At 69.1% G+C, this 26,311-nt stretch carries 28 protein-coding genes; 16 read left to right on the forward strand and 12 right to left on the reverse strand.

What is annotated here, in order from left to right; translation table 11 throughout:
* Positions 1-95 precede the first annotated feature (95 nt).
* The gene (locus EL338_RS16555) at positions 96-860 is read left to right on the forward strand and encodes an enoyl-CoA hydratase (RefSeq protein WP_126334742.1); all 765 of its coding nucleotides are present in this window, start codon (positions 96-98) and stop codon (positions 858-860) included.
* Positions 861-893: 33 nt separating this feature from the next.
* Positions 894-1,724: an acyl-CoA thioesterase domain-containing protein gene (locus EL338_RS16560; RefSeq protein ID WP_126334743.1), complete on the forward strand. Its 831-nt coding sequence runs from the start codon at positions 894-896 to the stop codon at positions 1,722-1,724.
* Here the strand turns inward: EL338_RS16560 and EL338_RS16565 are convergent.
* Positions 1,721-2,593, reverse strand: coding sequence for an SDR family NAD(P)-dependent oxidoreductase (locus tag EL338_RS16565; protein WP_126334744.1), 873 nt, complete (start codon positions 2,591-2,593; stop codon positions 1,721-1,723). The genes EL338_RS16560 and EL338_RS16565 overlap by 4 nt on opposite strands.
* Positions 2,590-3,198, reverse strand: coding sequence for a TetR/AcrR family transcriptional regulator (locus EL338_RS16570; RefSeq protein ID WP_126334745.1), 609 nt, complete (start codon positions 3,196-3,198; stop codon positions 2,590-2,592). Before EL338_RS16570 ends, EL338_RS16565 begins: the two co-directional genes overlap by 4 nt.
* Positions 3,199-3,244: 46 nt before the next feature.
* On the opposite strand from EL338_RS16570, the gene EL338_RS16575 reads away from it, so the two are divergent.
* The 3 genes from EL338_RS16575 to EL338_RS16585 all read left to right on the forward strand — a co-directional run bounded on the left by EL338_RS16575 (position 3,245) and on the right by EL338_RS16585 (position 6,540).
* Positions 3,245-4,384, forward strand: coding sequence for a phosphotransferase family protein (locus tag EL338_RS16575; RefSeq protein ID WP_126334746.1), 1,140 nt, complete (start codon positions 3,245-3,247; stop codon positions 4,382-4,384).
* Positions 4,384-5,499 (forward strand): Rv3169 family protein, encoded by a 1,116-nt coding sequence (locus EL338_RS16580; protein WP_126334747.1) that lies wholly within the window; start codon positions 4,384-4,386, stop codon positions 5,497-5,499. Before EL338_RS16575 ends, EL338_RS16580 begins: the two co-directional genes overlap by 1 nt.
* 66 nt (positions 5,500-5,565) lie before the next feature.
* On the forward strand, positions 5,566-6,540 hold the full coding sequence (locus EL338_RS16585) for an NADPH:quinone oxidoreductase family protein (protein ID WP_126334748.1): 975 nt from the start codon (positions 5,566-5,568) through the stop codon (positions 6,538-6,540).
* On the opposite strand, the gene EL338_RS16590 is transcribed toward EL338_RS16585, so the two are convergent.
* The gene (locus EL338_RS16590; protein WP_163792382.1) at positions 6,537-7,496 is read right to left on the reverse strand and encodes a TIGR03617 family F420-dependent LLM class oxidoreductase; all 960 of its coding nucleotides are present in this window, start codon (positions 7,494-7,496) and stop codon (positions 6,537-6,539) included. The two genes, EL338_RS16585 and EL338_RS16590, sit on opposite strands and share 4 nt — an antisense overlap.
* A 51-nt stretch (positions 7,497-7,547) precedes the next feature.
* Between EL338_RS16590 and EL338_RS16595 the strand changes: the two genes are divergently transcribed.
* The gene (locus tag EL338_RS16595; protein ID WP_235666177.1) at positions 7,548-8,900 is read left to right on the forward strand and encodes a flavin monoamine oxidase family protein; all 1,353 of its coding nucleotides are present in this window, start codon (positions 7,548-7,550) and stop codon (positions 8,898-8,900) included.
* Here the strand turns inward: EL338_RS16595 and EL338_RS16600 are convergent.
* The 3 genes from EL338_RS16600 to EL338_RS16610 all read right to left on the reverse strand — a co-directional run bounded on the left by EL338_RS16600 (position 8,897) and on the right by EL338_RS16610 (position 12,095).
* On the reverse strand, positions 8,897-9,811 hold the full coding sequence (locus EL338_RS16600) for an alpha/beta fold hydrolase (protein ID WP_126334750.1): 915 nt from the start codon (positions 9,809-9,811) through the stop codon (positions 8,897-8,899). The two genes, EL338_RS16595 and EL338_RS16600, sit on opposite strands and share 4 nt — an antisense overlap.
* A 137-nt stretch (positions 9,812-9,948) precedes the next feature.
* Complete coding sequence (locus EL338_RS16605) at positions 9,949-10,803, reverse strand: glycoside hydrolase family 16 protein (protein WP_126336917.1); 855 nt, start codon at positions 10,801-10,803, stop codon at positions 9,949-9,951.
* Between the two features lie 74 nt (positions 10,804-10,877).
* The gene (locus EL338_RS16610; RefSeq protein ID WP_126334751.1) at positions 10,878-12,095 is read right to left on the reverse strand and encodes a cytochrome P450; all 1,218 of its coding nucleotides are present in this window, start codon (positions 12,093-12,095) and stop codon (positions 10,878-10,880) included.
* Positions 12,096-12,262: 167 nt separating this feature from the next.
* On the opposite strand from EL338_RS16610, the gene EL338_RS16615 reads away from it, so the two are divergent.
* Both EL338_RS16615 and EL338_RS16620 read left to right on the forward strand, forming a co-directional pair.
* Positions 12,263-12,808 (forward strand): TetR/AcrR family transcriptional regulator, encoded by a 546-nt coding sequence (locus tag EL338_RS16615; protein WP_126334752.1) that lies wholly within the window; start codon positions 12,263-12,265, stop codon positions 12,806-12,808.
* A gap of 19 nt (positions 12,809-12,827) precedes the next feature.
* Positions 12,828-13,223, forward strand: a complete 396-nt coding sequence (locus EL338_RS16620; protein WP_126334753.1) for a DUF2237 family protein — start codon at positions 12,828-12,830, stop codon at positions 13,221-13,223.
* On the opposite strand, the gene EL338_RS16625 is transcribed toward EL338_RS16620, so the two are convergent.
* The 3 genes from EL338_RS16625 to EL338_RS16635 all read right to left on the reverse strand — a co-directional run bounded on the left by EL338_RS16625 (position 13,224) and on the right by EL338_RS16635 (position 16,123).
* Positions 13,224-13,802: a YdcF family protein gene (locus EL338_RS16625; protein ID WP_126334754.1), complete on the reverse strand. Its 579-nt coding sequence runs from the start codon at positions 13,800-13,802 to the stop codon at positions 13,224-13,226.
* A gap of 76 nt (positions 13,803-13,878) precedes the next feature.
* Positions 13,879-15,024: a hypothetical protein gene (locus EL338_RS16630; protein WP_126334755.1), complete on the reverse strand. Its 1,146-nt coding sequence runs from the start codon at positions 15,022-15,024 to the stop codon at positions 13,879-13,881.
* A 28-nt stretch (positions 15,025-15,052) separates the two neighbouring features.
* Positions 15,053-16,123, reverse strand: coding sequence for a substrate-binding domain-containing protein (locus EL338_RS16635; RefSeq protein ID WP_126334756.1), 1,071 nt, complete (start codon positions 16,121-16,123; stop codon positions 15,053-15,055).
* A 99-nt stretch (positions 16,124-16,222) separates the two neighbouring features.
* On the opposite strand from EL338_RS16635, the gene EL338_RS16640 reads away from it, so the two are divergent.
* The 4 genes from EL338_RS16640 to fmdA all read left to right on the forward strand — a co-directional run bounded on the left by EL338_RS16640 (position 16,223) and on the right by fmdA (position 18,939).
* Entirely contained in the window at positions 16,223-16,645 is a 423-nt protein-coding gene (locus EL338_RS16640) for a MarR family winged helix-turn-helix transcriptional regulator (RefSeq protein ID WP_126334757.1), read from the forward strand.
* Positions 16,646-16,797: 152 nt separating this feature from the next.
* Positions 16,798-17,025, forward strand: a complete 228-nt coding sequence (locus EL338_RS26900; protein WP_353961682.1) for a zinc ribbon domain-containing protein — start codon at positions 16,798-16,800, stop codon at positions 17,023-17,025.
* Between the two features lie 4 nt (positions 17,026-17,029).
* Complete coding sequence (locus tag EL338_RS16650) at positions 17,030-17,677, forward strand: AmiS/UreI family transporter (protein ID WP_126334759.1); 648 nt, start codon at positions 17,030-17,032, stop codon at positions 17,675-17,677.
* 14 nt (positions 17,678-17,691) lie between these two features.
* Positions 17,692-18,939, forward strand: coding sequence for a formamidase (gene fmdA, locus EL338_RS16655; RefSeq protein WP_126334760.1), 1,248 nt, complete (start codon positions 17,692-17,694; stop codon positions 18,937-18,939).
* Between the two features lie 40 nt (positions 18,940-18,979).
* On the opposite strand, the gene EL338_RS16660 is transcribed toward fmdA, so the two are convergent.
* Positions 18,980-20,086 carry an AI-2E family transporter gene (locus tag EL338_RS16660; RefSeq protein WP_126336918.1) on the reverse strand — a complete coding sequence of 369 codons (1,107 nt, stop codon included), beginning with the start codon at positions 20,084-20,086 and terminating at the stop codon, positions 18,980-18,982.
* A gap of 211 nt (positions 20,087-20,297) precedes the next feature.
* Here EL338_RS16660 and EL338_RS16665 point away from each other — a divergent pair, with 211 nt between their 5' ends.
* The 3 genes from EL338_RS16665 (at position 20,298) to EL338_RS16675 (ending at position 23,091) form a co-directional block, all read left to right on the forward strand.
* Positions 20,298-21,083 carry an aldo/keto reductase gene (locus tag EL338_RS16665; protein ID WP_126334761.1) on the forward strand — a complete coding sequence of 262 codons (786 nt, stop codon included), beginning with the start codon at positions 20,298-20,300 and terminating at the stop codon, positions 21,081-21,083.
* A gap of 29 nt (positions 21,084-21,112) precedes the next feature.
* A complete protein-coding gene (locus tag EL338_RS16670; RefSeq protein WP_126334762.1) occupies positions 21,113-22,483 on the forward strand; it encodes an MBL fold metallo-hydrolase RNA specificity domain-containing protein in 1,371 nt (456 codons plus the stop codon).
* Positions 22,484-22,581: 98 nt separating this feature from the next.
* A complete protein-coding gene (locus tag EL338_RS16675; protein ID WP_170217450.1) occupies positions 22,582-23,091 on the forward strand; it encodes a hypothetical protein in 510 nt (169 codons plus the stop codon).
* Positions 23,092-23,099: 8 nt separating this feature from the next.
* Here the strand turns inward: EL338_RS16675 and EL338_RS16680 are convergent, their stop codons facing one another.
* Entirely contained in the window at positions 23,100-23,975 is an 876-nt protein-coding gene (locus tag EL338_RS16680) for a formylglycine-generating enzyme family protein (RefSeq protein WP_126334764.1), read from the reverse strand.
* A 37-nt stretch (positions 23,976-24,012) separates the two neighbouring features.
* Between EL338_RS16680 and EL338_RS16685 the strand changes: the two genes are divergently transcribed.
* A complete protein-coding gene (locus EL338_RS16685) occupies positions 24,013-24,777 on the forward strand; it encodes a hypothetical protein (protein WP_126334765.1) in 765 nt (254 codons plus the stop codon).
* A gap of 19 nt (positions 24,778-24,796) precedes the next feature.
* On the opposite strand, the gene EL338_RS16690 is transcribed toward EL338_RS16685, so the two are convergent.
* Complete coding sequence (locus tag EL338_RS16690) at positions 24,797-26,269, reverse strand: aldehyde dehydrogenase family protein (protein ID WP_126334766.1); 1,473 nt, start codon at positions 26,267-26,269, stop codon at positions 24,797-24,799.
* Positions 26,270-26,311: the final 42 nt, after the last annotated feature.

Genomic DNA, 26,311 nt, shown 5'->3' on the forward strand with positions numbered 1-26,311 from the left:
CTCGCCGAAGCAGCAGTTTCATCCGCAACACACCGCACAGGCGGATCGAAGCGCACGTTCGACGAGCCCGAGGCGCCGCGCGCTAACGTCGGACCATGACTGTCGTGCACACCACCGACCACGGCGCGGTCCGCGTGGTCACCATGAACCGGCCCGAGGCGCGAAACGCGTTGGGGCGCGAGCTGATCGAGGCGCTTTTCGCCGCCCTGAGCGACGCGGAGGCCGATCCGGCGGTGCGGGTGGCGGTCCTGACCGGGACCGACCCGGCGTTCTGCGCCGGCGTCGACCTCAAGGAGGCCCAGCAGCACGGCCGGGAGTACTTCGCCCGGTTCCAGAGCCACCACTGCATCACCAAACCCGCCGAGATGGCTATCCCGGTGATCGGCGCCGTCAACGGTCCGGTGTTCACCGGCGGCCTCGAGATGGCGTTGGCCTGTGACTTCCTGATCGCCTCGGAGCGCGCGGTTTTCGCCGACACGCACGCCCGGGTGGGCATCCTGCCCGGCGGCGGCATGACGGCCCGGCTGCCGCAGCGGGTCGGTGCCGGCATGGCGCGGCGGCTGTCGATGACCGGTGAGGTGGTCGACGCCGCGCGCGCCGAACGCATCGGTCTGGTCACCGAGGTGGTGGCCCACGAGCGGCTCCTACCCCGCGCCCTCGAGCTGGCCGCCCAGGTCGCCGAGGTGGACGCGCCGACCATGGCCGGCCTCAAGGAGATCTATCAGCGCGGCTGGGCCGGGGTCACCGAACCCGCGCTGGCCGCCGAGAAGCGGATCTCCGGCACCCAGGAACTCGACGCCGCGGGTCTGGCGCAACGCAGGGCCGAGGTGACGGCCCGGAACAAGAGCCAGATACTGTAAGTGTTTCCGTAGGACCATCAGCGAGGACGACACATGCAGACGGCGACCCTGACCCCGTACTTCGTGGCCGACGGCGACGCGTTCGTGCCCAACGCCATCGCCCAGGGCGGCTGGGGGCCGACACTGGGCGGGCACGTCATCGGCGGGCTGCTGGCCCGGGCCATCGACGCGGAGCGGGCCGACCCGGAGCTGCTGCCGGTGCGCCTGACCGTCGACATGCTGCGGCGGGTTGCCACCGAACCGGTGCGGGTGCGCGCCGAGGTGGTCCGCGTCGGCAGCCGGATGCAGGCCATCGACGCGGCGATGATCCAGCACGACGAGGTCGTGGGGCGCGCGTCCGCGCTGTATCTGCGCCGGGGCGAACAACCCGGCGAGGCGGCCTGGAGCACCCCCATCGAGTTGCCGCCGCTGCCCCGGGAGCCCGCCGAGTTCGACGACGCCATGCCGATGTTCGTCAAGCCGTACGGCCGGGAGCCGGGAGTCGGTTCGGGGATGGTCTGGCAGCACGACGGGCCGCGGTACGCCTGGGTGCGCGAGGTGCGCGAATTGGTCGCCGGCGAGCCGAACAGCCCGTTCGTCCAGGCCGCGCTGGCCGTGGACGTCACCGCATCGCTGACGGGGTTCTCGACGTCGGGGCTGGGGTTCATCAACGCCGACTACACGCTGACGCTGTGCCGGCTGCCCGAGGGGCCCTACATCGGGATGGCCGCGCTGACCCACTACAGCGAGGTGGGCCTGGCGACCGGGACGGCCAGCCTGTTCGACACCCGCGGCCCGATCGGCACCGGGGTCACCACGGCCGTCGCCAATCCGCACTTCGGCAAAAGGACCTTCGTCAGGGGTTCGGAGGCAACGGCCCACTAGGGCGCAAACGGCGTGAATGTCCCGTCCAGCACCTCGCGGTGCCCGACGGTGCGCCCGGTCACCTGCGCGGGATCGACCAGCGCCAGCCGGACCACGGCCTCGGCGAAGTCGGCCTCCGAGCCGATGTCGTCAAAGTCCGTGCGGTAGTAGGACAGTCCCGGCGTCATCATCGCCTGCGACGGGGACAGCGCGTTCACCGAGATGTTGCGGCGCTGCAACTCGTAGGCCGCGGAACTGGTGAGGTGCTCGAGGGCCGCCTTGGATCCGCCGTAGCCGGGCAGGATCCCGCCGGAGAGATCCTCGTACGGACCCGAGCCCGGGATGCGCGAGGCGACCGAGCTGATGTTGATGATGGCGCCGCGGCCGGCCTCGATCATATCCGGGGCCACCAGCTGCATCAGCTCGTAGGCGGCGAACACCGCGATCTCGAAATGCCGGCGGAAGGCGTGCACCGGGGTGCCGACGAACGGCGGCCAATCCGCCGAGGGCGCAGGGGTTTTGGCGGACCGCTGGGCCTTGGGCCGCGGCTGCTCCCCCACCTTGGGCGGTCGGCCGGGAGCGGTGAACGCGGCGTTGTTGACCAGGATCGTGGTGGGCCCCAGGGCTTCCCGGGCTTCGGCGACCAGTCGCGGCAGGTCTTCGCGCTCGGTCAGGTCGGCGCGGATCGCCACGGCGCGCCCGCCGGCGGCCTCGATCTGCGCAACGGTCTCGCCGATGGTGCCGGGCAGCTTGTCGTTCCACACCTGTTCGGTGCGCGCGACGACGGCGACGGCGGCACCCTCGGCGGCCAACGCCAGGGCGATCTCCCGACCCAGCCCGCGGCTCGCGCCGGTGACGATCGCCGAATGTCCCTCGAGCCGTGCAGTCATTGCGGCCTCCTCACGCCGTGTACGACGATAGCGGCGGTGTGATCCACCCACTGCTCATCGAGGGGTTTCGCGGGATCCAGCAGCAGCCGGAGCATGGTGGCGCCGCCGACGACCTCGACGAGCCGGTCGGGGTCGACGTCCGGGTGCACGTCCCCGCGCGCCACCCCCTCGATCACACGGGTGCGTACCGCCGAGAACAGCGCGCTGAAGCGCTCCATGACGCGGGCGTTGAGTTGTTCATCGGCGGTCATGTCGGCGATCAATCCCGGCAGCGCGGCGCGCACCACCGGTGTGGTGAAGATGTCGCGGGCCGCGGCGATCATGGCCCGCACGTCGGCGGCGATGTCACCCGGCGGGATCTCCAGCGCCGACGGCACGGCGGGAAAGGCGGCCTCGTGCACCAGTTCGGCCTTGCTGGGCCAGCGGCGGTACACGGCCGTCTTGGTGGTGCCCGCGCGTTCGGCGATCGCGGCCATAGTGACGTTCGCATAGCCGATCTCGACAAGTAGGTCCGCGGTGGCGGCCAGTATGGCAGCGTCGAGGCGCGGGTCGCGGGGCCGGCCCGCGGCCGAGATCTTGTCAACCGGTGGCGTGTCTGCTTTCATAACGCTACCGACAGTATCGTAATATCGCCGCGAAGGAGCAGGTTCAGTGTCGAATCAGCCCGCCGTAGAAAACGTCGACCGCCTGCAACGCTCCAGCCGCGACGTCAACACCCTGCCCACCGTGCTCGCGCGGTGGCTGTCGACCGTGCTGCCCGGCGGCGCGACCCCGGACGTCACGATCGAAAGCGGCGTGGACTCCAATGGAATGTCCTCGGAGACAATCATTCTCACGGGGCGCTGGATCGAGGACGGTGCCCCGCGGGAGCAGAAGTGGGTCGCGCGGGTGGCCCCCACCGCCGACGACATCCCGGTGTTCTCCGCCTACCGGCTGGACCATCAGTTCGAGGTCATGCGCGCGGCCGGCGAACTCACCGACATTCCGGTGCCGCGGGTGCGCTGGCTCGAGAACACCGGCGAGGTGCTCGGCGCCCCGTTCTTCCTGATGGACCACGTCGACGGCGTGGTTCCGCCGGATGTCATGCCCTACACCTTCGGCAACAACTGGTTCGCCGACGCACCCGCCGAGCAGCAGCAGAAGCTGCAGGACACCACTGTCGCGGTGATCGCCAAGCTGCACTCGATCCCGGACGCGCAGAACACCTTTGGCTACCTGCTCGAGGCGGACCCGCCCGGGGACACCGCGCTGCACCGGCACTTCAACTGGCTCAAACAATGGTACCAGTTCTGCATCCCGGGCATCGGCCGGTCCGACCTGGTCGAGCGCGCGCTGGGCTGGCTCGAGGACAACTTCCCCACCGACGTGGCGGCCGCCGAACCGGTGCTGGCCTGGGGCGACTCCCGCATCGGCAACGTGCTCTACCGCGACTTCGAACCGGTGGCAGTCCTGGACTGGGAGATGGCCTGCGTCGGCCCGCGCGAGCTCGATGTGGCGTGGATCATCTTCGCGCATCAGGTGTTTCAAGAACTGTGCGGGCTCGCGGGATTGCCCGGGCTGCCCGAGGTGCTGCGCGAGGACGATGTCCGCGCCACCTATCGCGAACTGACCGGCGTCGAGGTGGGCGACCTGCGCTGGTTCTACGTCTACTCGGCGGTGGTGTGGTGCTGCGTGTTCATGCGCACCGGCGCGCGCCGGGTGCACTTCGGCGAGATGGAGCAACCCGACGACATCGAGACGCTGTTCTACCACGGATCGCTGATGAAGAAGCTGCTGGAAGGAAACTCCTGATGCTCGGTCCCATGGACGAATTCCCGGTACACCAACTCCCCCAACCGATTGCGTGGCCCGGCTCGAGCGACCGCAACTTCTACGACCGCTCCTACTTCAACGCCCACGACCGCACCGGAGACATCTTCGTCATCACCGGGATCGGCTACTACCCCAACCTCGGGGTCAAGGACGCCTTCCTGCTGGTGCGCCGCGGCGATGTGCAGACCGCGGTGCACCTGTCCGACGCCATCGACGGCGACCGGTTGAACCAGCACGTCGGCAACTACCGCGTCGAGGTCGACGAACCGCTGCACAAGCTGCGCATCGTCCTCGACGAGACCGACGGCATCGCGGCCAACCTGACCTGGAACAGCCTGTTCGATGCCGTGCAGGAGCAGCGGCACGTGCTGCGCACCGGCACCCGCGTCACCCTGGACGCCCAGCGGTTCGCCCAATTGGGCTCGTGGAGCGGGCATCTGGAGATCGACGGCGAGATGATCACCGTCGACCCCGATGTCTGGATCGGCAGCCGGGACCGGTCCTGGGGCATCCGACCGGTCGGCGAGGCCGAACCGGCCGGACGGCCCGCCGACCCGCCGTTCGAGGGCATGTGGTGGCTCTACGTCCCGATGGCCTTCGAGCACTTCTCGATCGTGCTGATCATCCAGGAGGAACCCAGCGGCTTCCGCTCGCTCAACGACTGCACCCGGATCTGGAAGGACGGCCGCATCGAGCAGCTGGGCTGGCCGCGGATCAAGATCCACTACACCTCCGGCACCCGGATCCCCACCGGCGCCGACATCGAGGCCACCGCCGCCGACGGCTCCCCGGTGCGTTTCGAGGTGGAATCCAAGCTGGCCTGCCCCATCCACGTCGGCGGCGGGTACGGCGGCGACTCGGACTGGCTGCACGGGATGTGGAAGGGCGAGAACTTCACCGAGCGGCTCACCTACGACATGACCGACCCGGCGATTGTCGGCCGCGCCGGTTTCGGCGTCATCGACCACGTGGGGCGTGCGGTGTGCCACGCCGCCGACGGCACCAGCAGCGAGGGCTGGGGGCTGTTCGAGCACGGCGCGCTGGGTCGCCACGACCCGTCCGGATTCGCTGACTGGCTGACCGTCGCCCCCTGAGTGATTTGGGTGCGCGCGGTTGCGCCCACCGCAACCGAACGCACCGAAGTCGCTAGGGTCGGGGGCATGCGTGCGGTACAGATCATCAACCTCGACGGCCCCGACGCCGTCGCCATCAACGACGTCGCCGAACCGGCGGCCCCCGAGGACGCGGTGGTCATCGACGTTCACGCCGCCGGGGTGGCCTTCCCCGACGCGCTGCTGAGCCGCGGCCGCTACCAGTACAAGCCCGAGCTGCCGTTCACCCCGGGCGGCGAGGTAGCCGGGGTGGTGCGCAGCGCGCCCGCCGGGTCCCACGTCGCGGCCGGCGACCGCGTACTGGGCCTGACGATGATCACCGACGGCATGGCCGAGGTCGTGGTGCTCGCCCCGGACCGCGTGTTCAAGCTGCCCGACAACGTCTCCTTCGAGGCCGGCGCCGGGATCCTGTTCAACGACCTGACCGTGCACTTTGCGTTGCGCACCCGCGGGCGACTGAGCCCCGGCGAGACCGTGCTGGTGCACGGCGCGGCCGGCGGCATCGGCACCTCCGCGCTGCGCCTGGCGCCGGCGCTCGGTGCGGGCCGCACCATCGCGGTGGTGTCCACCGAGGACAAGTTCGAGGCCGCCAAGACCGCCGGCGCCGACGAGGTGGTGCTGGCCGAGGGCTTCAAGGACGCCGTCGCGACGCTGACCGAGGGCCGCGGCGTGGACATCGTGCTCGACCCCGTCGGCGGTGACCGCGTCACCGATTCGCTGCGGTCACTGGCCCCGGCGGGCCGGTTGCTGATCATCGGGTTCACCGGCGGCGACATCCCGGCCATCAAGGCAAATCGGTTGCTGCTCAACAACGTCGACGCGGTCGGTGTCGGCTGGGGCGCCTGGGCGCTGTCGCATCCGGGCTACCTGGCCGAACAGTGGGATCAGCTCGAGGCGCTGCTGGCCGCAGGCAAGGTGTCCGCACCCGCGCCGCAGGTCTACCCGCTGGAGCGGGCCGCCGAGGCCATCTCGTCGCTGGAGAGCCGCACCGCGCGCGGCAAGGTCGTGCTGAAGCTCCGTTAGAGCGCGTCGATGATCTCGGCCTGCTGCTGCACCGACAGCGCACCGCCGGAGTAGATGCACACGGTGTCGGCGATCCCGTCGGCCCGTTCCCGGATGTGGGCGGCGATCTCGGCGGGCGAACCGACCGCGGCGATGGTGCTCAGCACGTCGTCGTCGATCAGCGCACCCATCTCCTGCCAGCGGCCCTGTTTGGACAGCGCGTGCAGTTCGGGTTGCAGATCACCCCAGCCGTGGGCCTCGAGCACCGGCCGGTAGGCGGGTGTGGAGCCGTAGAACGCCAGCAGCCGCCGCGTCCCGTCGTGGTCCTCACCGGGCGACACGATGATCTCCGGCACGACCGCGAACTCGCTGCGGCCCGCCGCGGCCAGCCCGGCGCGCACCGCGGCCATGGTGTGTTCGCGCAGGAACTTCGTGGACCCGAACGGCATCACCAGCAGCCCGTCGGCGTGCTCGGCGGCCGCGCGGGTCAGCCGCGGCCCCAGCGCCCCGACGTAGATGGGCGGCGGCCCGTACGGATTGGCGCCGGGGCTGAAGTTCGGCGTCATCAGCCGGTGGGTGTAGAACTCGCCGCGGAAGTTCAGCCGCTCCCCCGTCGACCAGGTGGAGAAGATGGCGCGCAGGGCCGCGATCAGCTCCACCATGCGGTCCACCGGTCGATCGAACTCGGCGCCGAACCGCTTCTCGATCTGCGTGCGGATCTGCGTGCCCAGGCCGAGCACGAACCGGCCCCCGGAGAGCAGCTGATGGTCGATGGCCTGATGGGCCAGATGAATGGGGTTGCGCGGGAAGGCAATCGCCACGTTGGTCATCAGATCGAGGCCGCCGACGGTGCTGGCCAGCGTCAGCGGCGCGAAGACGTCGTGGGGTCCCTCGAAGGTGAACACGCCCGCCGCGCCGGCCTCGCGCAGGGCCGCCGCGCGTTCGATGGCGTCCACCGGACCCGACAGCGCCGTCAGAACTCTCACTCCGCACCTCCGAGCGCAGCCTATTACTGATTGACTGTTCGGGTGCGTACGCAGGCTGATGTCGTGGTGATCGGGGCGGGCTTCGCGGGGCTGACCGCGGCCCGGGAGTTGAGCAATCGCGGGTATGACGTGGTGGTGCTCGAGGGGCGCGACCGGGTGGGCGGCCGCTCGCTGACCTGTACGGTCGGCGGGGTTCCCGTCGATCTGGGCGCGACGTTCGTGGGCCCCACCCAGGACGCGGTGCTGGCCCTGGCCGACGAATTGGGTTGCGCCACCGTACCGACGTACTGCGAGGGCAGGAACCTGATCCGCTGGCGCGGCGAGGTGCGGCCCTACTCCGGCACCATCCCGGCGCTGGGGTTCGCTGCGCTGGTGAACGTGGCCTGGGTGCGGTTGCGCTTCGCGCTGCTGGTGCGACGGATGCCGGTGCGCCGCCCGTGGACGGCCCTGGACGCCTACGAACTCGACGGCATGTCGCTGCGGCAGTGGCTGGACTCGATGCGCGCGTCGGACGCCACGGTGGATCTGATGACCATCATGTCCCGGGTGACCTGGGGCGCGGACCCGCAGGACGTGTCGATGCTGCACGCGGTGCGCTACGTCAAGGCCGCCGGCGGGCTCAACCGGATGCTCGATGTGAAACGCGGTGCGCAGCAGGACCGGTTCCTGGCCGGCACCCAGCCGATCGCGCAGCGGATCGCCGAGGAACTCGGCGATCGGGTGGTGCTCGACGCGGCGGCGTACGCGATCGACTACGACGAGGACGGCGGCGCCACCGTGAGCAGCGCCGCGGGGACGGTACGCGCCGGCGCCGTCGTCGTCGCGGTGGCCCCACAGCACCGGGGCTCCATCGCCGTCACCCCGGAGTTGCCCGAGGAGCACGCGGGCCTGCCGCAGCGCTGGCCGCAGGGCCGCCTCAGCAAGGCCTACGCCGTCTACGACACCCCGTTCTGGCGCGCCGACGGGTACTCGGGTGAGGCGTTGTCGGATGACGGGCCGGTGTTTATCACGTTTGACGTGAGCCCCGGACCGGACGGGCCCGGGGTCCTGCTGGGCTTCGTCGATGCCGGGGACTTCGATGCCCTGACCCCCGAGCAGCGCCGCGAGCGGGCGCTGGCCGGTTTCGCCGGGATCTTCGGGGAACCGGCCCGGAACCCGGTCGATTATCTCGACTTCTGCTGGGGCACCGAGCAATTCGCCCCCGGCGGGCCCACCGCAGCGCCGCCGCCGGGGTCGTGGACCACGGTCGGCAAGGCGCTGGCCGATCCGGTCGGGCCGCTGTTCTGGGCCGGCACCGAGACCGCCGACGAATGGACCGGCTTCCTCGACGGGGCGGTGTGCTCGGGTCAGCGCGCCGCCGCCGAGGTGGCCAAGTACCTCGGGGCCCGCGACTAGCGGCGCACGGACTCCACCAGCGAACGCAGGTGCTGGTTGACCGCGTCGGGCTGCTCCAGGATGGCGCAGTGTCCACCCGGAAGTTCCACGAGGTCAACGAGATTGGGTACCGACTCGGCGATGCGCCGCTGCGCGGCGATGGGCAGCAGCCGGTCGTGGGTGCTGCCGATCACCAGCGTGGGCACGGTCAAGCCGTCGAGCGAGATGTGCCGCTTCTCCACCGAGTCCATCAGCATCCGGGCGCAGCCGCCGCGACCGGCCGCGGGGGTGGTGGCGAACAACTCGTAGACGAAGTCGGTGATTTCCGGGTGCGCGTCGCGGCCGACCGCCAGCCGGGAGACCACGCCGCGGCCGGTCCGCTGCACCGCCCGCAGCGCGGGGACACCGCCGAACCGGCGGATGGCCTCGGTGGCCACCAGCGCGCGCGGATTGGCCAGCCGTTGCGGCAGCGCCAGGAACTGGACCTGGCGGATGAGTTCCCCGGTGGTCGTGTTGATCAGTGCGACGCCGTCGGCGCGCTGGGCCACCTTGTGCCGGTAGCGCTCGGACCACGCCTCGATGGCGATGCCGCCCATCGAGTGTCCGGCGAGCACCGCGCGCTCGCCGGGTTCCAGCGTCGCCTCGAGCACCGCGTCGAGGTCGGCGGCCAGGTGGTTGAGGCTGTAGTGACCGCGCGGCGGCACGCCGCTGCGGCCGTGCCCGCGGTGGTCGTAGGCGATGATCCGGTACTCGTCGGCCAGCGCGGCGATCTGTTCGCGCCAGACCCGGATCGCGCAGGTGATGCCGTGGGACAGCACGATCGGGTAGCCGTCCTCGCGACCGAACACCTCCGTGTGCAGTCGGGTGCCGTCGGCACCGCGGACGATGACGGGCCGACCGGCCGGCAGTTCGGCGGTGGTGGATGTACGCATTTGGGCACCTCCTGGGCCGCGGCTCCTTTGCCGCTTTCCACGAGCATAACCCCACTGATGCGCGCGATCGGGCACCTACCACGCACGACGGCCCCGGAACCGAGGTGCCGGGGCCGTCGACCAAAGATAGCTTGCTGCTAGAACACCCGGACGTAGTCGACGAGCATCTGCGCCGGGTAGGAGCCGCCGGACGGGTCACCGCCGCCGGATCCGGCGACCGCGACGTTGAGGATCGGCACGAACGTGTAGCCGGGGTTGTTGAACGGCCACGGATCCATGGAGAACGCCGGCACCTCGAAGATGGGCTGCATGCCGGGCACGTAGTCCTTCCAGAAGTACATGCCGTGGTCGGTCCAGGTCATCCGCCAGGTGTGCCAGTTGTTGTCGATGGGGACCCGCATGGTGCGGTGCGAGGTCCCGTCCAGCTTGGTGTGCACGGTCATTCCCGACGGCCACTCGCCGTTGCCGTACCACTCCATCAGGTCGACCTCGCCGCCGTCGACCTTGTTGTCGTTGAGGATCCACCAGGCCGGCCAGCAGCCGGCGGTCTGGCAGTCCAGCTTGATCCGGGCTTCCCAGGTGCTGTTGATGCCGACGGGCTGGGTGCCGGTGATCTTGGCGCCGAAGTACTTGTCGCCCTCGCGGGTGGCCTGGATGACCAGGTTGCCGTTGCCGTCGAGGAACAGATTCTCCCGGCTGTCGCGGTATTCGCCCATGTTCTCCGGGCGGTCCCAGAACACCGGGTTCTTGATCCGCTCGCGGCGCGGTTCCACGCGCCACTTCGAGTAGTCGATGCTCGAGCCGGCCGGCCCGTCGAACTCGTCGGAGAAGCGCATCGCCGGTCCGGCGCCGGCCTGCGGCGCGGGGGCCGGTCCACCCGGCCCGGGCGCGGGCGCGTCGGGCTGGAGCGGGTCGGCCAGAGCCTTGGGAAGGGGAAGCGCGGCGCCGAGGGCACCGAGTCCCGCCAACAACATCATGCTGCGACGATCCATCTGAGGCACGAAGTAGACCTTAGAGCAACCTGGGCCGAGGCTGTGGAACACGAGCGAATACGTGTGTCCGGCGCTCAGAGTTGGACTGCCAAACCCAGCTTCTCGAGGCGACGCACGCCGATGCTGGGCAACCACGGGCCGATGTCGTCGGCCTCGATCCAGGCGCTGCTGTCGAGGAGCATGCGCACCACGATGCGGGCCTCGAGCCGGGCCAGCGCGGCGCCGACGCAGAAGTGCGGGCCCTTGCCGAAGGCCAGGTGCGCCTTGCCGCTGGTTCGGTCCAGCCGGAACTGTTCGGGCGCGTCGAACTGCGCCGGATCGCGATTGGCCGCGCCCCACATCAGCAGCAGCCGAGAGTCGGCGGGCAACTCGGTCCCGCCCAGCGAGGTGTCTCGGCGCACGTGCCGGTAGTGCCCGCGGAACGGCGACTCGAAGCGCAGCACCTCCTCGAGGAACGGATCCAGCAATTCCGGGTGGGCGCGCACGCGGCGCTGGATGTCCGGGCGGGTCCCCAGGATCCAGGCCGCGCTGCCCAGCAGGGATGCGGTGGATTCGCCGGCCGCACCGAACAGCGTGATCATGATGCCCAGTGCGGCAATCTGTTCCAGCTCACCGCTGCGGTGACGCGCGGCCAGGTCGGCGATCAGCCCGGAGCCGTCGTCGTCGGCGCTGCGCGCGAAGTGCTCCATGACGTACCCGGACAGCTCGAGGGCGGCCACGCCGGCGGCCTCGAGTTGCTCGGCGGTGACGACGCCGTCGAGCAGGCTGGTGGCTGCATACGCGCGCCGGATCAGCAGGTCGGCGTCGCTGTCGGGGAGCCCGAGCAGCCGGATCACCACCAGCATCGGCAAGCGGTCGGCGAGCGCGCTCATCCACTCGAGGCGGCCGTCGCGGAGTTCCTCGAACCACAGGCGTCGGGCGGTCTGTTCGGCGTACTGCTCGATGACGCGGATGCGCTTGGCGGCCAGGTGCGGCAGCAGCAGCTTCCGGTGCACCGCGTGCACCGGATCGTCGGCGGTCGCCAGGGCATGGATGGACGAGCCGAGTTCACCCATCGGGAAGGCGTTCACGCGACCGTCGGCGCCGAGCACCATGGTGGCGGTCAGATTCGACGAGAAGTCGTCGACCCGGTTGACCGCCTCGATCACCGCATCCCAGCCGCATACGACATAGAAGGGCGAGTCGCCGACCCGGTGCACCGGCGCACTGGCCCGCAAGTGCGCATAGAGCGGATAGGGGTCTTGCAGCGCATCGGAATCGAAGAGCCGCGCGGGATCGTCGAGGACCTGCATGGCGCTCAGGCTGCGCGCCGGCGGCGAGCACGGTCAAGGGATGGTCGCGAAGTCGAGAGAGTGCCCGCGGTCCGCATCGGGGAGCCGCTCGCAGTCGGCGCGGCCTACCAGCGCCGTCGGTGAGAGAAAGAGCAATATTTCTCTCACCGTGCGAGAATTCTTCGACCATGGCGCAACAGGACTGGCTGCTGGGCGATCGGCACGACGCCGCCGCCGAGCGCATCTACGCGGGCGCCCAGGAACTGATCGTCCGCGAGGGCTACGACGCGTTCACCATCGACGCGCTGGCCGCGGCGATTCACTGCTCCCCCGCGACGATCTACCGCCACACCGGCGGCAAGGCGGCGATCCGCGATGTCGTGTTGGCGCGGCTGTCGCTGCAGGTGGTCGACACCGTGCGACAAGAGATCACCGGCCTGCACGGGCCCGAGCGGGTGGTCACCGCGACCGTGGTCGCGCTGCGGGAGATGCGCTCGGAACCGTTCGCCCGGATCATGCGCGCGGTGCAACCGGGCCCGGGCACCGACTGGCTGACCACATCGCCCATCGTCACCGACCTGGCGGCGGAGATGCTCGGCCAGGACGTCCCCGATCCGCTTGCCGCGCAGTGGCTCATCCGGGTGGTGCTGGCGCTGTGGTTCTGGCCGCTCAAAGACCCCCGTGACGAGGCCGAGATGTTGCGTCGCTTGCTGGGGCCACCGTTTGCGCAGTGACGTCAGGAATACTGAGGCAATGGCTGTCCGGATTGACCGCAACGTCCTTGGAAACCGGCTGGAACCGTGCGGCAGCGAGCCGCTGACGGGCTTCTATCGCGACGGATGCTGTTCGGCCGGGCCGGAGGACATCGGCCTGCACACCATCTGCGCCGTCGTCACCGCCGACTTCCTCAAGCACCAGCAGTCCATCGGCAACGACCTGTCGACGCCGGTGCGCGCCTACCGTTTCCCCGGCCTGACCCCGGGTGACCGCTGGTGTGTCACCGCGCTGAACTGGCTGCGCGCCCACAACGCCGGGTGCGCCGCGCCGGTGGTGCTGGCGTGCACGCACGAGCGGACGTTGGACGTGGTGCCGCTCGAGACGCTGCGCAAGTATGCCGTGGACGTGCCCGACGACCTCGGCGAGCTGTGATCAACCGAAGTTGGTGACCGGGCTCAGCGCGTCCCGCACGAACTGGGTGATGTTGAGCGCCGGATTGCCGTCCGGGTAGCTGACGGTGGCCAGGATGTTGCCGCCCGCGGCGATGAAGTCGCCGTCGGCGCGGCCCTGATGGGTGCTGGAGGTGACGAGGATGATGCCGGTGGTGCCGGCCTCCTCGGCCAGCGGCACCGAGAATCGGGCGTTCTGCACAGTGCTGTTGGCGCGGTCCTCGACGATGATGCGGTGATTCGGAAAGCCCAGCATCGTCAACATCCGGCGCATCTGTTCGGCCTCGGTGACGCCGTTGCGGGGATTGCCGCCGGTGACGATGATCGGCGACTGCGGATAGCCCTGCGCGACCGCAAGACCGGCGAGGACCCGGCGACGCAGCAGCGGACGCATGCTGCCGTTGGGCTGCAGGCCGTAGCCCAGGATCACGATGGCCGGCTTGGAGAAGTCCTTGCCGGCCGGGGTCGGCGCCGCGTGCGCCAGGGCCGGTTCGATGCCGCCGAGGGCCGTGACGAGCGCCAGCGCCACCGCGGCCACCGGCGCCTTCCAACGGCTCCGCATACGCCCTCCTGACTCGAGACAGATGGGGTCCAGGGTACTGACGGTGTAGTCGTTGCGGAGGGGATGATTGTTACCGCTAACCCGAGATCTGGGCCAGGTACTCGCTCTCGCCATGGTCGATCGCGGCCAGCGCCTCGGCGGTCAGTTCCTCCCGCAGCCCGGACTGGGCGTGGGCGAACGGCACATAGGCGCGCAGCAGGTCCGGCAGTTCCCGGAGCCGTCCCGCCGGCACCGCGGCCCCGTCGAACGGCGTGGCGGTCAGCAGGTCCGTCAACCGAACCTCGCTGAAACGCAACGGATCTCCGGTGCCCTCGAACAGGCAGAAATTCAGCAGCTCACGGTGCTCCGCGGTGGCAAACCGCATCCCCACCAGCGAGCCGAAGAACCGGTCGAGCAGATCCTGGTGCTCGTCGTAACCCAGGCCCCGCCCCGCGTACCCGGATCCGCCCGTCGGCAACGAGTACGTGAGCCACTCCACCAGCGGGCGGCACGCCGGCCAGGTGTCGGACTCCGAGGGCGTGTACATCAATTCGGTGGCCTCAAGGCCCTCCCCCAGCCAGGCACCGGCGTCGGCGAGGGTCATCTCGACCAGTTCCAGGTCCGCATCGGTGCGATTGGCCTCGGCGACCGCCAGCACCGCGTCGAGCGAGTCCGGCACCAGGAACGCGTCGCCGACGCAGGAATGCAGGTTGTGGTCGAGGTGCGCGACGCAGGTCATCTCGAAACCGCCGGGCAGGCGCACCCCGAGCATCAGATCGTCGCCGTCGCCGAGCACATGGCTCATCCGCGCGGCCCGATAGACGCTGGTGCGCTCCAATTCGCTGATCCAGGCGGGTAATTCGTCGTCGCGATGGTCGACCTCCTGGGCGCACAGCGCCGCCAGCTCGGGGTCGTCGACGAGCTCGGCGAGCACCCCCAGCAGCGCGGTGGTCTCCGGGACGGGCACCCCGATCAGGCCTTCGACGAGATCGTCGAGGTCCGGCGAGTCGGCATCCTCGTGCGACTCCAGCAGCGAGGCTTGCGGGAGGCTGGCCTCGATGATCGTCGACACCAGGGCCAACAGGTGCAGTGGGTGGTCGGCGGCCAACGCTTCCTGTACCTCGGCGACCAACGGGACCTCCTCGGGGATCTCGTCGCGCACCTCCTCGCGGCGGCGTCGGCTGGCGCGGCGTACCTCTCGTCGGGCCTGCTTGGCCTTGCGTCGCTGGCGACCGTCAGTCATGTTCGGGACCCTACCGGGGCCGCCCGCATCAGCCGACCGGGTGCAGCGAGTCCAGGATCTCGAAGTCGAAGCACGAAGCCTCGGCGATGTAGACACGCTGATCGAGATGACCGTCGCGCATGTTCACCGGGCCGCGCGGACTATCGAAGCCGACGGCCGCCGACGAGGCCATCAGGTCGCCGAGCTCGGCCGAGGCGGCCCGCTGGAACAACGCCTCCAGCGTCAGCAGGCCTTCATAACAGGATTCGGCCATCTCGTTCAACGGTGGTGCGACGGGCCCGAAGCGGCCGACGTAGCCGTCCATCAGATCGATGGCCCCCGCCGTGGCCAACGAACTGAAGTAGGCCGCGGCCACATACAGGCTCTGGGTCGAGCCGGAGCCGCTGGCCAACAACATGTTTTCTTCCATCAGGGGACTGAACCGGGCCATCCGGTCGTGCCCGCCGACGCGGGCGAACTCCCGGTTGAACAGCACCGCGTCGTGCCCCACCAACAGCATCAGCACGCCTTGCGCACCGCTGTCGAGGGCCTGCCGCACCGGGGCCCGAAAGTCGTCGGAACCGTACGGGACGTAGATCTCGGATTTGAGGTCCAGCTGCAGTTCCCGGCAATACGCGCGCGCAGCCACGGCCGAGCCGCGCGGCCAGATGTAGTCGTCGCCGACCAGACACCACGACCGGATCCCGAGCTGATCGCGCAGCCAGGACAGCGCCGGGGCGATCTGAATACGCGGCGTCTCCCCGGTGCAGAACAGTCCGGGCGTCCGCTCACCGCCCTCGTACAACGAGGTGTAGATGTAGGGGATCCGATCTTTGACGATGGGTGACAGCAGATTTCGGACCGCCGACGTGTGCCAGCCGGTGACGGCATCCAGACATCGCGAGTCCAGCCGACGAGCGACATCTCGGGCGATGTCGGCGTCGGACGCCCCGCCGTCGATCACGTCGAGGGTCACCTCGCGGGCGTGCAGGCCCCCACGCTCGTTGATCTCGGCCACGGCCAGCTCGGCCACGGCCTCACATGAGGGCCCGAAGATCCCGGCTGGGCCCTGCTGCGGGATCACCAGCCCGACGCGGAACTGCACTTCACGATTCTGCAACCGGAGGCCACCATCGATCCCGTGTACGCTGTGTCCGATACTTTCTAGCAGAAATACTTCATCTTGAACAGATCAAGCGGGCGCGACGAGGACCTCAGCATGGCAGCCACACAGCAGAACCCCCTCAATCTCCTGCTGCCCCTGGCACGCCTGACCCAGCACGTGGAGGCGGCCATCGCCCAGGTACTGGCGGAGTCGGACCTCAAGGTGGAGGACTGGCGCGTGCTCGATGATCTGGCGGGTCGACGCACGGTCCCGATGACCGATCTGGCCAAGGCCACCATGATCACCGGCCCCACCCTGACCCGCACCGTGGACCGCTTGGTCTCCAGGGGCCTAATGTACCGGACCACCGATCTGCACGACCGTCGGCGGGTCCTGGTGAGCCTCACCCGGCGGGGACGAAACCTTCGCGGCCGCTTGGCAATTGCCGTCGCCGAGGCCGAACGGGCCGCATTCGAATCCCGCGGCCTGGACGTCGACCAGCTTCGTGAACTCGTCTGCGCGCCCTCCGCGCAGTAGCGCACCCACCCGCCGAAACCAGCTTCGCACGAGCGCCACACCCTTGACATATATTTTCATGTGAATATATTTCACGGAAACGATATGGGGTGACCATGCCAACGTATTCCTTCGACTGTCACGACTGCGGGTCGTTCAAAATCACCTGTGCCATGGCCGATGTCGCAGATCAACCCGCCTGTCCATCGTGTGCGGCACCCGCGCGTCGGGTGTTCGGTTCGCCGCACCTTTCGACGTTCAGCGCGGGCCAGCACCGACTCGCGTCGGCGGCGGATGCCAGCGCCGAGCACCCCGTCGTCACGACGTCCATCCCGGCCGCGGCCGGGCCACCGCGTGCCCCGCGCCGCGATCCGCGGCTTCCCGCACTCCCCCGGATGTGACGAGATGATCGGCATCGGGCTCTTCTACGTGGGCGCCGTCCTGATCATCAACGGTCTGATGTTGCTCGGACGTATCACACCCACCGGTGCGACCCCGCTGAACTACTTCGTCGGTGCGCTGCAGGTGCTGACCCCGACGGTGCTCGCCGCACAGGCCGGCGGTGACAGCGCCGTCACCTTCGCCGCCTCCGGGCTCTATCTGTTCGGGTTCACCTACCTGTGGGTGGCGATCAACAACAGCACCGGATGGGACGGGACCGGGTTGGGCTGGTTCTCCCTGTTCGTCGCCGCCGCGGCGCTCGGGTACTCCTGGCATGCCTTCGCGGTGGAAGCAGATCCCGCCTTCGGGGTGATCTGGCTGCTGTGGGCCGTGCTGTGGTTCCTGTTCTTCCTGGTACTCGGACTGGGCCGCAGTTCGTTGGGGCCCGCCGCCGGCGTGGTCGCCCTTGTCGAAGGCGTCCTGACCGCCGCCATCCCGGCCTTCCTGATCCTGTCCGGGAACTGGCACAACGGACTGACCACGGCAGTGGTCATCGGCGTAATCGGAGTCGCCACCATCGTTTTCGCCGTCCCACTGGGGCGCCTGCTCGCCGCACCGGGGGCCCTTCCCGAACGTCCCGACCCGGTCGCGCCCGCGACCGTATCCAACTGAAAGGAATCCGTTCCATGCCTGAAGTCGTTTTCAGCGTCGACCAATCCAAATCAATGCGGGACCAGGCGGTTCCGGGCCACAACCGGTGGCACCCGGACGTCCCCGCCGCCGCCACCGTGAAGCCGGGCAGCGACTTCCGGATCGAATGCAAAGAATGGACCGACGGTCAGATCGGCAACAACGATTCGGCCAACGACGTCCGCGATGTCGACCTCTCGCCCTGCCACATGCTGTCCGGGCCCATCGCGGTCGAGGGGGCCGAACCCGGCGACCTGCTGGTCGTCGACATTCTGGATCTCGGTCCGGTGCAACAAGGTTCGGGGCAGTACTGCGGTGAGGGCTGGGGCTATTCCGGGATCTTCGCCAAGGTGAACGGCGGCGGATTCCTCACCGACTACTATCCGGATGCCTACAAGGCGATCTGGGACTTCCACGGCCAACAGTGCAGCTCGAGGCATGTGCCCGGCGTCCGCTACACCGGGATCACCCACCCCGGATTGTTCGGCACCGCACCCTCGCCGGACCTGCTGGCAAAGTGGAACGAACGGGAACGGGCCCTGATCGCCACCGACCCCGACCGGGTTCCGCCGCTGGCGCTGCCGCCGTTGGTCGAGGGAACGCTCGGCGGCACCGCCACGGGCGGGTTGCTCGACGGCATCGCCGCCGACGGCGCCCGCACCGTTCCGCCGCGCGAGAACGGTGGCAACCACGACATCAAGAACTTCACCCGCGGAAGCCGGATCTTCTACCCGGTGTTCGTGGAAGGGGCCATGCTGTCCGGCGGTGACCTGCACTTCAGCCAGGGCGACGGCGAGATCAACTTCTGCGGCGCCATCGAAATGGGCGGGTTCATCGATATGCACGTCGAGCTCATCAAGGGTGGCATGGAGACCTACGGCGTCACCACCAACCCCGTGTTCATGCCCGGCCGGGTCGAACCGCAGTACTCCGAATGGCTCACCTTCATCGGCATCTCCGTCGAGCACGAACAGAACCGCAACGCGTACATGGACGCCACGATGGCCTACCGCAACGCCTGCCTCAATGCCATTGCCTACCTGAAGAAGTGGGGATACACCGGCGAGCAGGCGTACCTGATCCTGGGCACCTCCCCCATCGAGGGCCGCATCGGCGGTGTCGTGGACATTCCGAACGCCTGCTGCTCGGTGTTCCTGCCCACCGAGATCTTTGATTTCGACATCCGCCCCGGCGGCAACGGACCCCAGAAGCTCGACCGGGGTCAGGTCGCGGTCACCTCCTGATCGACCGCGGCACCGAACGTGGCCCCGGGCTCTCCCGGGGTCACGTCACGTCGGCGGCGGGTTCTCCGGCGCGCAGGTCGATCTGTTCGTTGATATAGCGGGCGACGACGGCGGCCATCGCCACGGTCGGCACGGCCAGGAACGCCCCGACGATGCCGAACAGCGAACCACCGGCGGTGACGCCCAGCAGCACCAGCACCGGATGCAGTTTCATGGTGCGGCTCTGCAGGATCGGTTGCAGGACATTGCCTTCGATCTGCTGCACCGCGATGATGACGCCGAGCACCAGCAGCGCGTTGGTGAAACCGTTGGCCACCAACGCGATCAGCACCGCCAGGGCGCCGGCGACGAACGCGCCGACGAACGGCACGAACGCGCCGATGAAGGTCAGCACGGCCAGCACCGGGGCCAGCGGCACACCGAGGACCACCAGCCCGATGCCGATGAACACGGCGTCGATCAGCGCCACCGCCGCCTGCGCGCGGATGAAGCCGCCGAGGTTCTCCCACATCTGCCCCAGCACCGTTTCCAGGTGCCGCCCGGCGCGGCGCCCGGTCACCCGGCCCAGCCAGGGCAGGAAACGTCGGCCGTCCTTGAGGAAGAAGAACGACAGCACGACGGTGAGCACCAGCGTCAGCAGCAGCGTCCCCACCGTGCTGACGCCGGTGACGACGCCGGTCGCGATCGCCGACGACGACTCCCGCATGGCGTTGACGACGGTGTCCACGTATCGGTCGAACTGCTCCTGCTGCAGGTTGAGGGGCGGGCCGGCGACCCATTGCTGCATCCGGTTGATGCCCTCGGTGGCCTGGTCGATGAGCTCCGGCATCTGGTCGAGCACCGGCGGCACGATGAGCGCGACGATGCCGGAGAAGATGGCCAGGAACAGCAGCAGCGTGGCGGTGGCCGCGGCGGCCGGCGGGAAACCGAGGCGGTCCATCATCAGCCGGGCCGGCGGCCACAGCACGGTGCAGAGCACGACACCGAGCAGCACCGGCAGCACGACCACCCACAGCTTCGCCGCGATCCAGCCGAGCACCACGGTGCCCGCGGCGATGGCCACGATGATCAGGGACCACTTCGCCAGCCACATCCCGCCGGCACCGATCACCGCGCCGCGGTCCGGGCCGGTCTCCGGTGCCTCCATGGTCTCTGCGGCCTCCGCGGTTTCCGGTGTCGGGCTAGCGTCGTCGGGTTCGGTCACGAGAATCCTCTCTGAGCACCATCGGGCCAGGTTATCGCCGTGTCGGACGACTGTGCCAGATTGTCCTTCAAGCAGCGTTTCGCTACGGAGTACCCAGGAGGACACCATCCGCGCGCCACCGGCACCTACCGTCACCCTGGCCAACGGGGTGCGGATGCCGCGGCTCGGGCTGGGCACCTGGCCGATGGACGATTCGCAGGCCGCGGTCGCGGTCGCCGCCGCGGTGCGCGCGGGCTACCGGCTGATCGACACCGCGGAGAACTACCGCAACGAACACGGCGTCGGGACGGCCCTGCGTGATGGCGGGGTGGCGCGCGCCGAACTGTTCGTCACCAGCAAGTTCAACCGCCGGTGGCACAGCGTCGACGGCGTCCGGCAGGCCTGCGTGCAGAGCCTGGCCCGGCTCGGCCTGGACTACCTGGACCTGTTCCTGGTGCATTGGCCCAACCCCGAGCAGGACCGGTACGTCGAGGCCGTCGAGGGGCTCATGAGGTTGCTCGATGACGGTTTGATCCGCGCGGTCGGGACGTCGAACTTCACGCCGGCGCATCTGCAGCGGCTGTTCGACGCCGGGCTGACCCCGCACGTCAACCAGATCCAGCTGCATCCCTATCGGCTGCGGCCCGACGTGGTGGCGCTGCATCGGGACCGGGGCATCCTCACCCAGTCCTGGAGTCCGCTGGGGTGGGGCACCGGACTGCTCGCCGACGAGACGATCGCCCGGGTCGCCCGACGTCACGGGCGCAGCCCCGCGCAGGTGGTGCTGCGCTGGCACATTCAGCAGGGCCTGGTGCCCCTGCCGAGATCGACCGACCCGGGCCGGCAGGCACAGAACCTGGCGAGCTTCGACTTCACCCTGACCGACGACGACATGGTGATGCTGGGATCGTTGGACCGGCCCGATCTGCCGATGGTGGATGCCGACACGTACGGCCACTGAGTTCCGACCCGCTCTGCGAGACTGGCGGCATGGACTCTGAGCTCACGCTGCGTTGCCTCGGCGCGGCGGGCACCGTCACCGGTTCCAAGCACCTGCTGGAGACCGAGGGTAGGCGGATCCTGGTGGACTGCGGGCTGTTCCAGGGACTGAAGAACCTGCGCGAACTCAACTGGAAACGGCTGCCGGTGGACGCGGCGAGCATCGACGCCGTCATCGTCACCCACGCGCACCTCGATCACACCGGATATCTGCCCCGCCTGGTGCGCGACGGATTCCGCGGACCCATCGTCGCGACCGCGGCCACCGCCGCGGTGGCCGAAATCATCCTGCGGGACAGCGCCTTTCTGCAGGAACGCGAGGCGGACTTCCTGAACCGGCACCACGCCACCAAACACTCCCCCGCGCTGCCGCTGTACGACAGCCGCGACGCCGAGCGCGCGCTCGCGCTGTTCACCACCCACCCGTTCGGCCAGGAGGTCAGCCTGCCCGGCGACGGCCCCAGCGTGGTGTTCCGGCGGGCCGGACACATTCTGGGCGCGGCGACCGTCGACGTGCTCTGGCAGGGGCGGCGCATCGTGTTCTCCGGCGATCTGGGCCGCTACGACGACCCACTGATGCTCGACCCCGAACCGGTGCCGGCCGCGGACTACCTGGTGATGGAGTCGACCTACGGCGACCGCCTGCACGACCGCACCGACCCTACCGACACCCTGGCCGACATCATCGACACCACCGTGAGCCGGGGCGGCACCATCGTGATACCGGCGTTCGCGGTGGGTCGGGCCCAGACGCTGCTGTACCACCTGTGGCAATTGCGTTGCGCCGGAAGGCTGCCCGATGTCCCGATCTATCTGGACAGTCCGATGGCCATCAACGCCAGCGATCTGCTGCGCACCCACCATGGCGACCACCGCCTGTCGCGGCAGGTCTACGAGGACATGTGCGCGATGGCCACCTACACCCGCGACGCCGAGGCATCGAAGCGGATCTCCGCGGATCGTGATCCCAAGATCGTCATCTCCGCCAGCGGCATGGGCAGCGGCGGTCGCGTACTGCACCACTTCGAGGCCTTCGCCTCCGACCCGCGCAACACGATCATGCTCACCGGCTATCAGGCCCCGGGCACCCGCGGCCGGTCGATGGTCAGCGGGGCCCGCGAGATCAAGGTTCACGGCCAGTGGATCCCGGTGCGGGCCCAGGTCGAGAACCTGCGCATGCTCTCGGCGCACGCCGACGCCAACGAACTCATCCGGTGGGCCTCGGGTTTCACCACCCCGCCGCGGCGGGTGTTCGTGGTCCACGGCGAACCGCAGCCCGCCGACGCGTTGCGCGTGCGACTGGGCCGCGAGTTCGGTTGGGACGCCGTGGTGCCGCGGCAGGGTCAGGTGTTCGAGCTGTAGTCACCCGTTAGCCGTGCGGTGAGCCTGGGCGGGAACCGTTGAGGGCCGGCCCCGTTCACCCACCCCGGCACCTAGGCTTTTCAAGTCGGAAGGTGAGCATGGGTTCCTGGCTGTGGCACGCACTGGTGTTCGGCGGGGGGTCGTTGCTGATCCCGACCGCGATCCTGCTGGTCTGCCTGCGGTGGGCACGGCCGGCTTTCGCCGACGACTATCCGCCCGACATCCAGTCGAGGATGCCCCCGTTCACCAGGACCGAGCGACGCCTTTCGTGGGTTCTGGGCCCCGCGTTCATCTTGACGCTGCTCGCAGCGGTGCTCTGGACGACCTGGAGTTGGCTCGACGCCGACCCGGCGCGCGGGTTGCTGTCGGCCTACGGAATGGCGCTCGGCACCGCCGCACTCTTCTGCCTCGTTGATCTGGTGCTCGTGGACTGGTTGATCATCTGCCGGTGGCGTCCGTCGTGGGTGATCATCCCCGGCACCGCCGACGCCGCCGGATGGGGTGACTACGGCTTCCACCTACGGGCACAGTTCAGCGGCAAGGGCCTGCTCGCGTTATTCGGATTGCCCGCGGCGGTGGCCGCCGTGGCGGTGCTGCTCCCCCGCTGACCGGGCTCCTAGCCTGCCACGCAACGGAATCCGATGTGGGTGGTGGCGCTGTCCTGCGATTGCGGAGAGCGTGCCGCGGGCCGGTAGCGGTGACAGTATTCGGGTGCGCACAGGTGCGAGCCGCCCTTGAGTACCTGGTTGACCGACGGATCCCCCGCGGGTGCTGGGCAGCATCCGGAGTTCTGCGGGGCGCCGCGGTGGCCGGGGGTGAACCGGGTGCGGGTCCATTCCCAGACGTTGCCGATCATGTCGACCAGGCCGAACGCGTTCGGCGGGAACGTGCCTACCGGGGAGGTTCGCGACCAGCCCGCGGCGCCGTCGTTGCGGTACGGAAACTGGCCCTGCCAGGTGTTGGCCATCAGCCGGCCGTCGGGGCGGGCGTCGTCGCCCCAGGGGTAGACGGTGGCGCTGCCCGCGCGCGCCGCGTACTCCCACTGGGCCTCGGTGGGCAGACCGCGCCCGGCCCAGGCGGCGTACGCAGCCGCGTCGGGGTAGGCGACCTGGACCACCGGATGATCCGGAAGGCCTTCGACCGACGATCCGGGTCCCGTCGGGTGTTTCCAGCAGGCGCCCGGCACCCAGGTCCACCACTGCCGCCAGTCCCGCAGGTCCACCGGCCCGTCGGTCGGGCGGAACACCAACGCGCCCGGCACCAGGTCGGCGGCGGGTACGCCCGGGAAGGCCGCCGGATCGAGCTGCTGTTCGGCGACGGTGACATGACCTGTGGCGGCGACGAATTCGGCGAACTGCGCGTTGGTCACCGGATGGCGCTCGATGGCGAACGGTGCGACCGTCGCCTCGTGCACGGGCGCTTCCTCGGGGTAGAACTCCCGTGACCCCATCGGGAAGGATCCGCCGGGCAGTTCGACCAACTCGGTGAGCATGCAGACCAGCGTAGGCAGCCGGGGTTAGGGTCAGGCAATGATCCAGACATCGGCAGCCCGCAAGCTGGCCTCCGCGGCCGTCGCGCTCGCCCTGATCGGCGCGGCCACGGCGTGTGACTCGGAGACCCCCGAGGGCCCGACCGCGACGCAGGACCCGACCACCACGAGCGCCACGAGCGCCGCCGTCGAACCCTTCACCGCCTTCGTCGAACCGGTCGAGGGCGCCGAGGGGCTCGTGACCTATCAGGCGGAACTGCCGCAGTTGCGCGGCGGCGACGCCGCGGTGCGCGACTGGTTCAACTCCGGTATGCGCGCCGCGCTCGACGACTACCTGGTGCCCACCGAGGACAACACCCCGGTGTCGGTGTGGCCCGGGGTGCTCGGCGAGGACGATCGCAGCGAGGTCACCCACATCGGGACCGGGTCGGTGGCCGGCGTGCTGCTGCTCAACATCTCCGTCGAGCGCGCGGCGCACCCGTTCAACGCGGTGGCGACCACGGTGATCGACGCAAAGACCGCCGAGCCGATCATGATCACCGATCTGTTCACCGACGAGACCGCGGGGCTGACCGCGTTGGTCGACGGCATCAACGCCGAGATCGCCGAGGACGAGAAGCTGGCCGGGCAGTCCGCGCCGGAACCTCTCGCCGATCAGCTGGCCGCGTGGGTTCCCGACGACGACGGCCTGGTGGTCTTCATCTCGGTGGCCCACGTGCTCGGCGACTACTACCCGATCACCGTGGACTGGGACGTCCTCGACCCCGTGCTGGCGCCGGGAATGCGCGAGACGCTGACGGCCTAAACGCCCGTCATCTCGGCGGTTACAGCTGCGCCCACACGGATTTCGTCTTCAGGTAGGCGTCCAACCCTTCCGGCCCGAACTCGTGGCCCCACCCGGACTGCTTGTACCCACCGAAGGGCACCGAGTGGTCGAAGACCAGCTGGCAGTTGATCGTCACGGTGCCGGCCTGCAGCTTCTTGGCCAGTGTGTGGGCACGGCTGAGGTTGGTCGTCCACGCCGTGGCGGCCAGACCGTACGGAGTCTCGTTGGCCATGGCGACCGCTTCGTCGTCGTCATCGAACGGCAGCACCGTGACCACGGGCCCGAAGATCTCTTCCTGGTAGAGCTTCAGGTCGCGGTCGACGTCGGCCAGCACGGTCGGGTGGACGAAATAGCCCTTGCGGTCGAGTCGATGTCCGCCGGTCACGACGTTGACGCCGCCCGATTTGCCCTCGTCGATGTAGCCCATGACCCGCTTCAGCTGCTTCTCGCTGATCAACGGTCCACTGACGCAACCCTCTTCGTCGGGTCCTCCGAGCTTGATGTTGTTGGCCATCATCGCGATGCCCTCCACCACCTGGTCGTAGACACCGCGCTGCACGAAGATGCGTGACCCGCAGACACACCCCTGGCCGGAGTGCACGAAGATCCCCATCGCGGCCATCATGATGGCCTGGTTGAGATCCGCGTCGTCGAAGATCAGCACCGGTGACTTGCCGCCGAGTTCGAGCATCACCTTCTTGAGGTTGCCCGCGGAAGCCCGCACGATCTCCTTGCCCACGTCCGTCGAACCGGTGAAGGCCACCTTTTCGACGTCGGGGTGGGCGGTGATCGCCGCACCCGCGGTGTGGCCGTAGCCGGTCAGGAGGTTGACGACACCCTCGGGGACACCGGCCTCGGCGATGAGCCGGTCCAGCAGGATCGCCGAAAGTGGGGTCTCCTCAGCAGGTTTCACCACGCTGCTACATCCGGCGGCCAGCGCCGGCGCGAGTTTGGCGCAGGCGTTGAAGATCGGTCCGTTCCACGGGAAGATCAGGCCGACGACGCCATAGGGTTCCTTGAGCGTGTAGGCGTGCTGGCTGACGTAGCTGTCGGATGCGATGCCGCTGGTCTTGACGTCGTAGGCGCTTCCGCTGACCTTGCTGCACCACCCGGCGTAGTAGCGGAAGAACTCCGCCGACGTCGGGACCACCAGCCGGGACTGCATCAGCGGCATGCCCGTGTTGGCCGAGTCGATCTGCGCGAACTCCTCGGCGTGCTCCTCGATGAGGTCGGCGATCCGCCACATGACCTTGGCGCGTTCACGCCCGGGCAGGTCGGCCCACACGCCGGCCTCGAAGGCCGCCTTGGCGCGCGCGACGGCGTCGTCGACTGCCTCGGGCCCACAGTCGGTGAACTCGGTGATCTGCTCCTCGGTCACCGGGTTGATGATCGGGATCACCTCGCCGGTGCCGGGCCGCTTCTGGATGTCGTCCAGTACGGACTGCAGCGCCGTCGATGTCGTCGATGTCATTGTTGACCCTTCTCGCTCCGGGGGCACGCCGGCTCTCGGCGA

It is taken from the genome of Mycolicibacterium chitae (genome assembly GCF_900637205.1).
In the GTDB taxonomy this organism is placed as follows: domain Bacteria; phylum Actinomycetota; class Actinomycetes; order Mycobacteriales; family Mycobacteriaceae; genus Mycobacterium; species Mycobacterium chitae.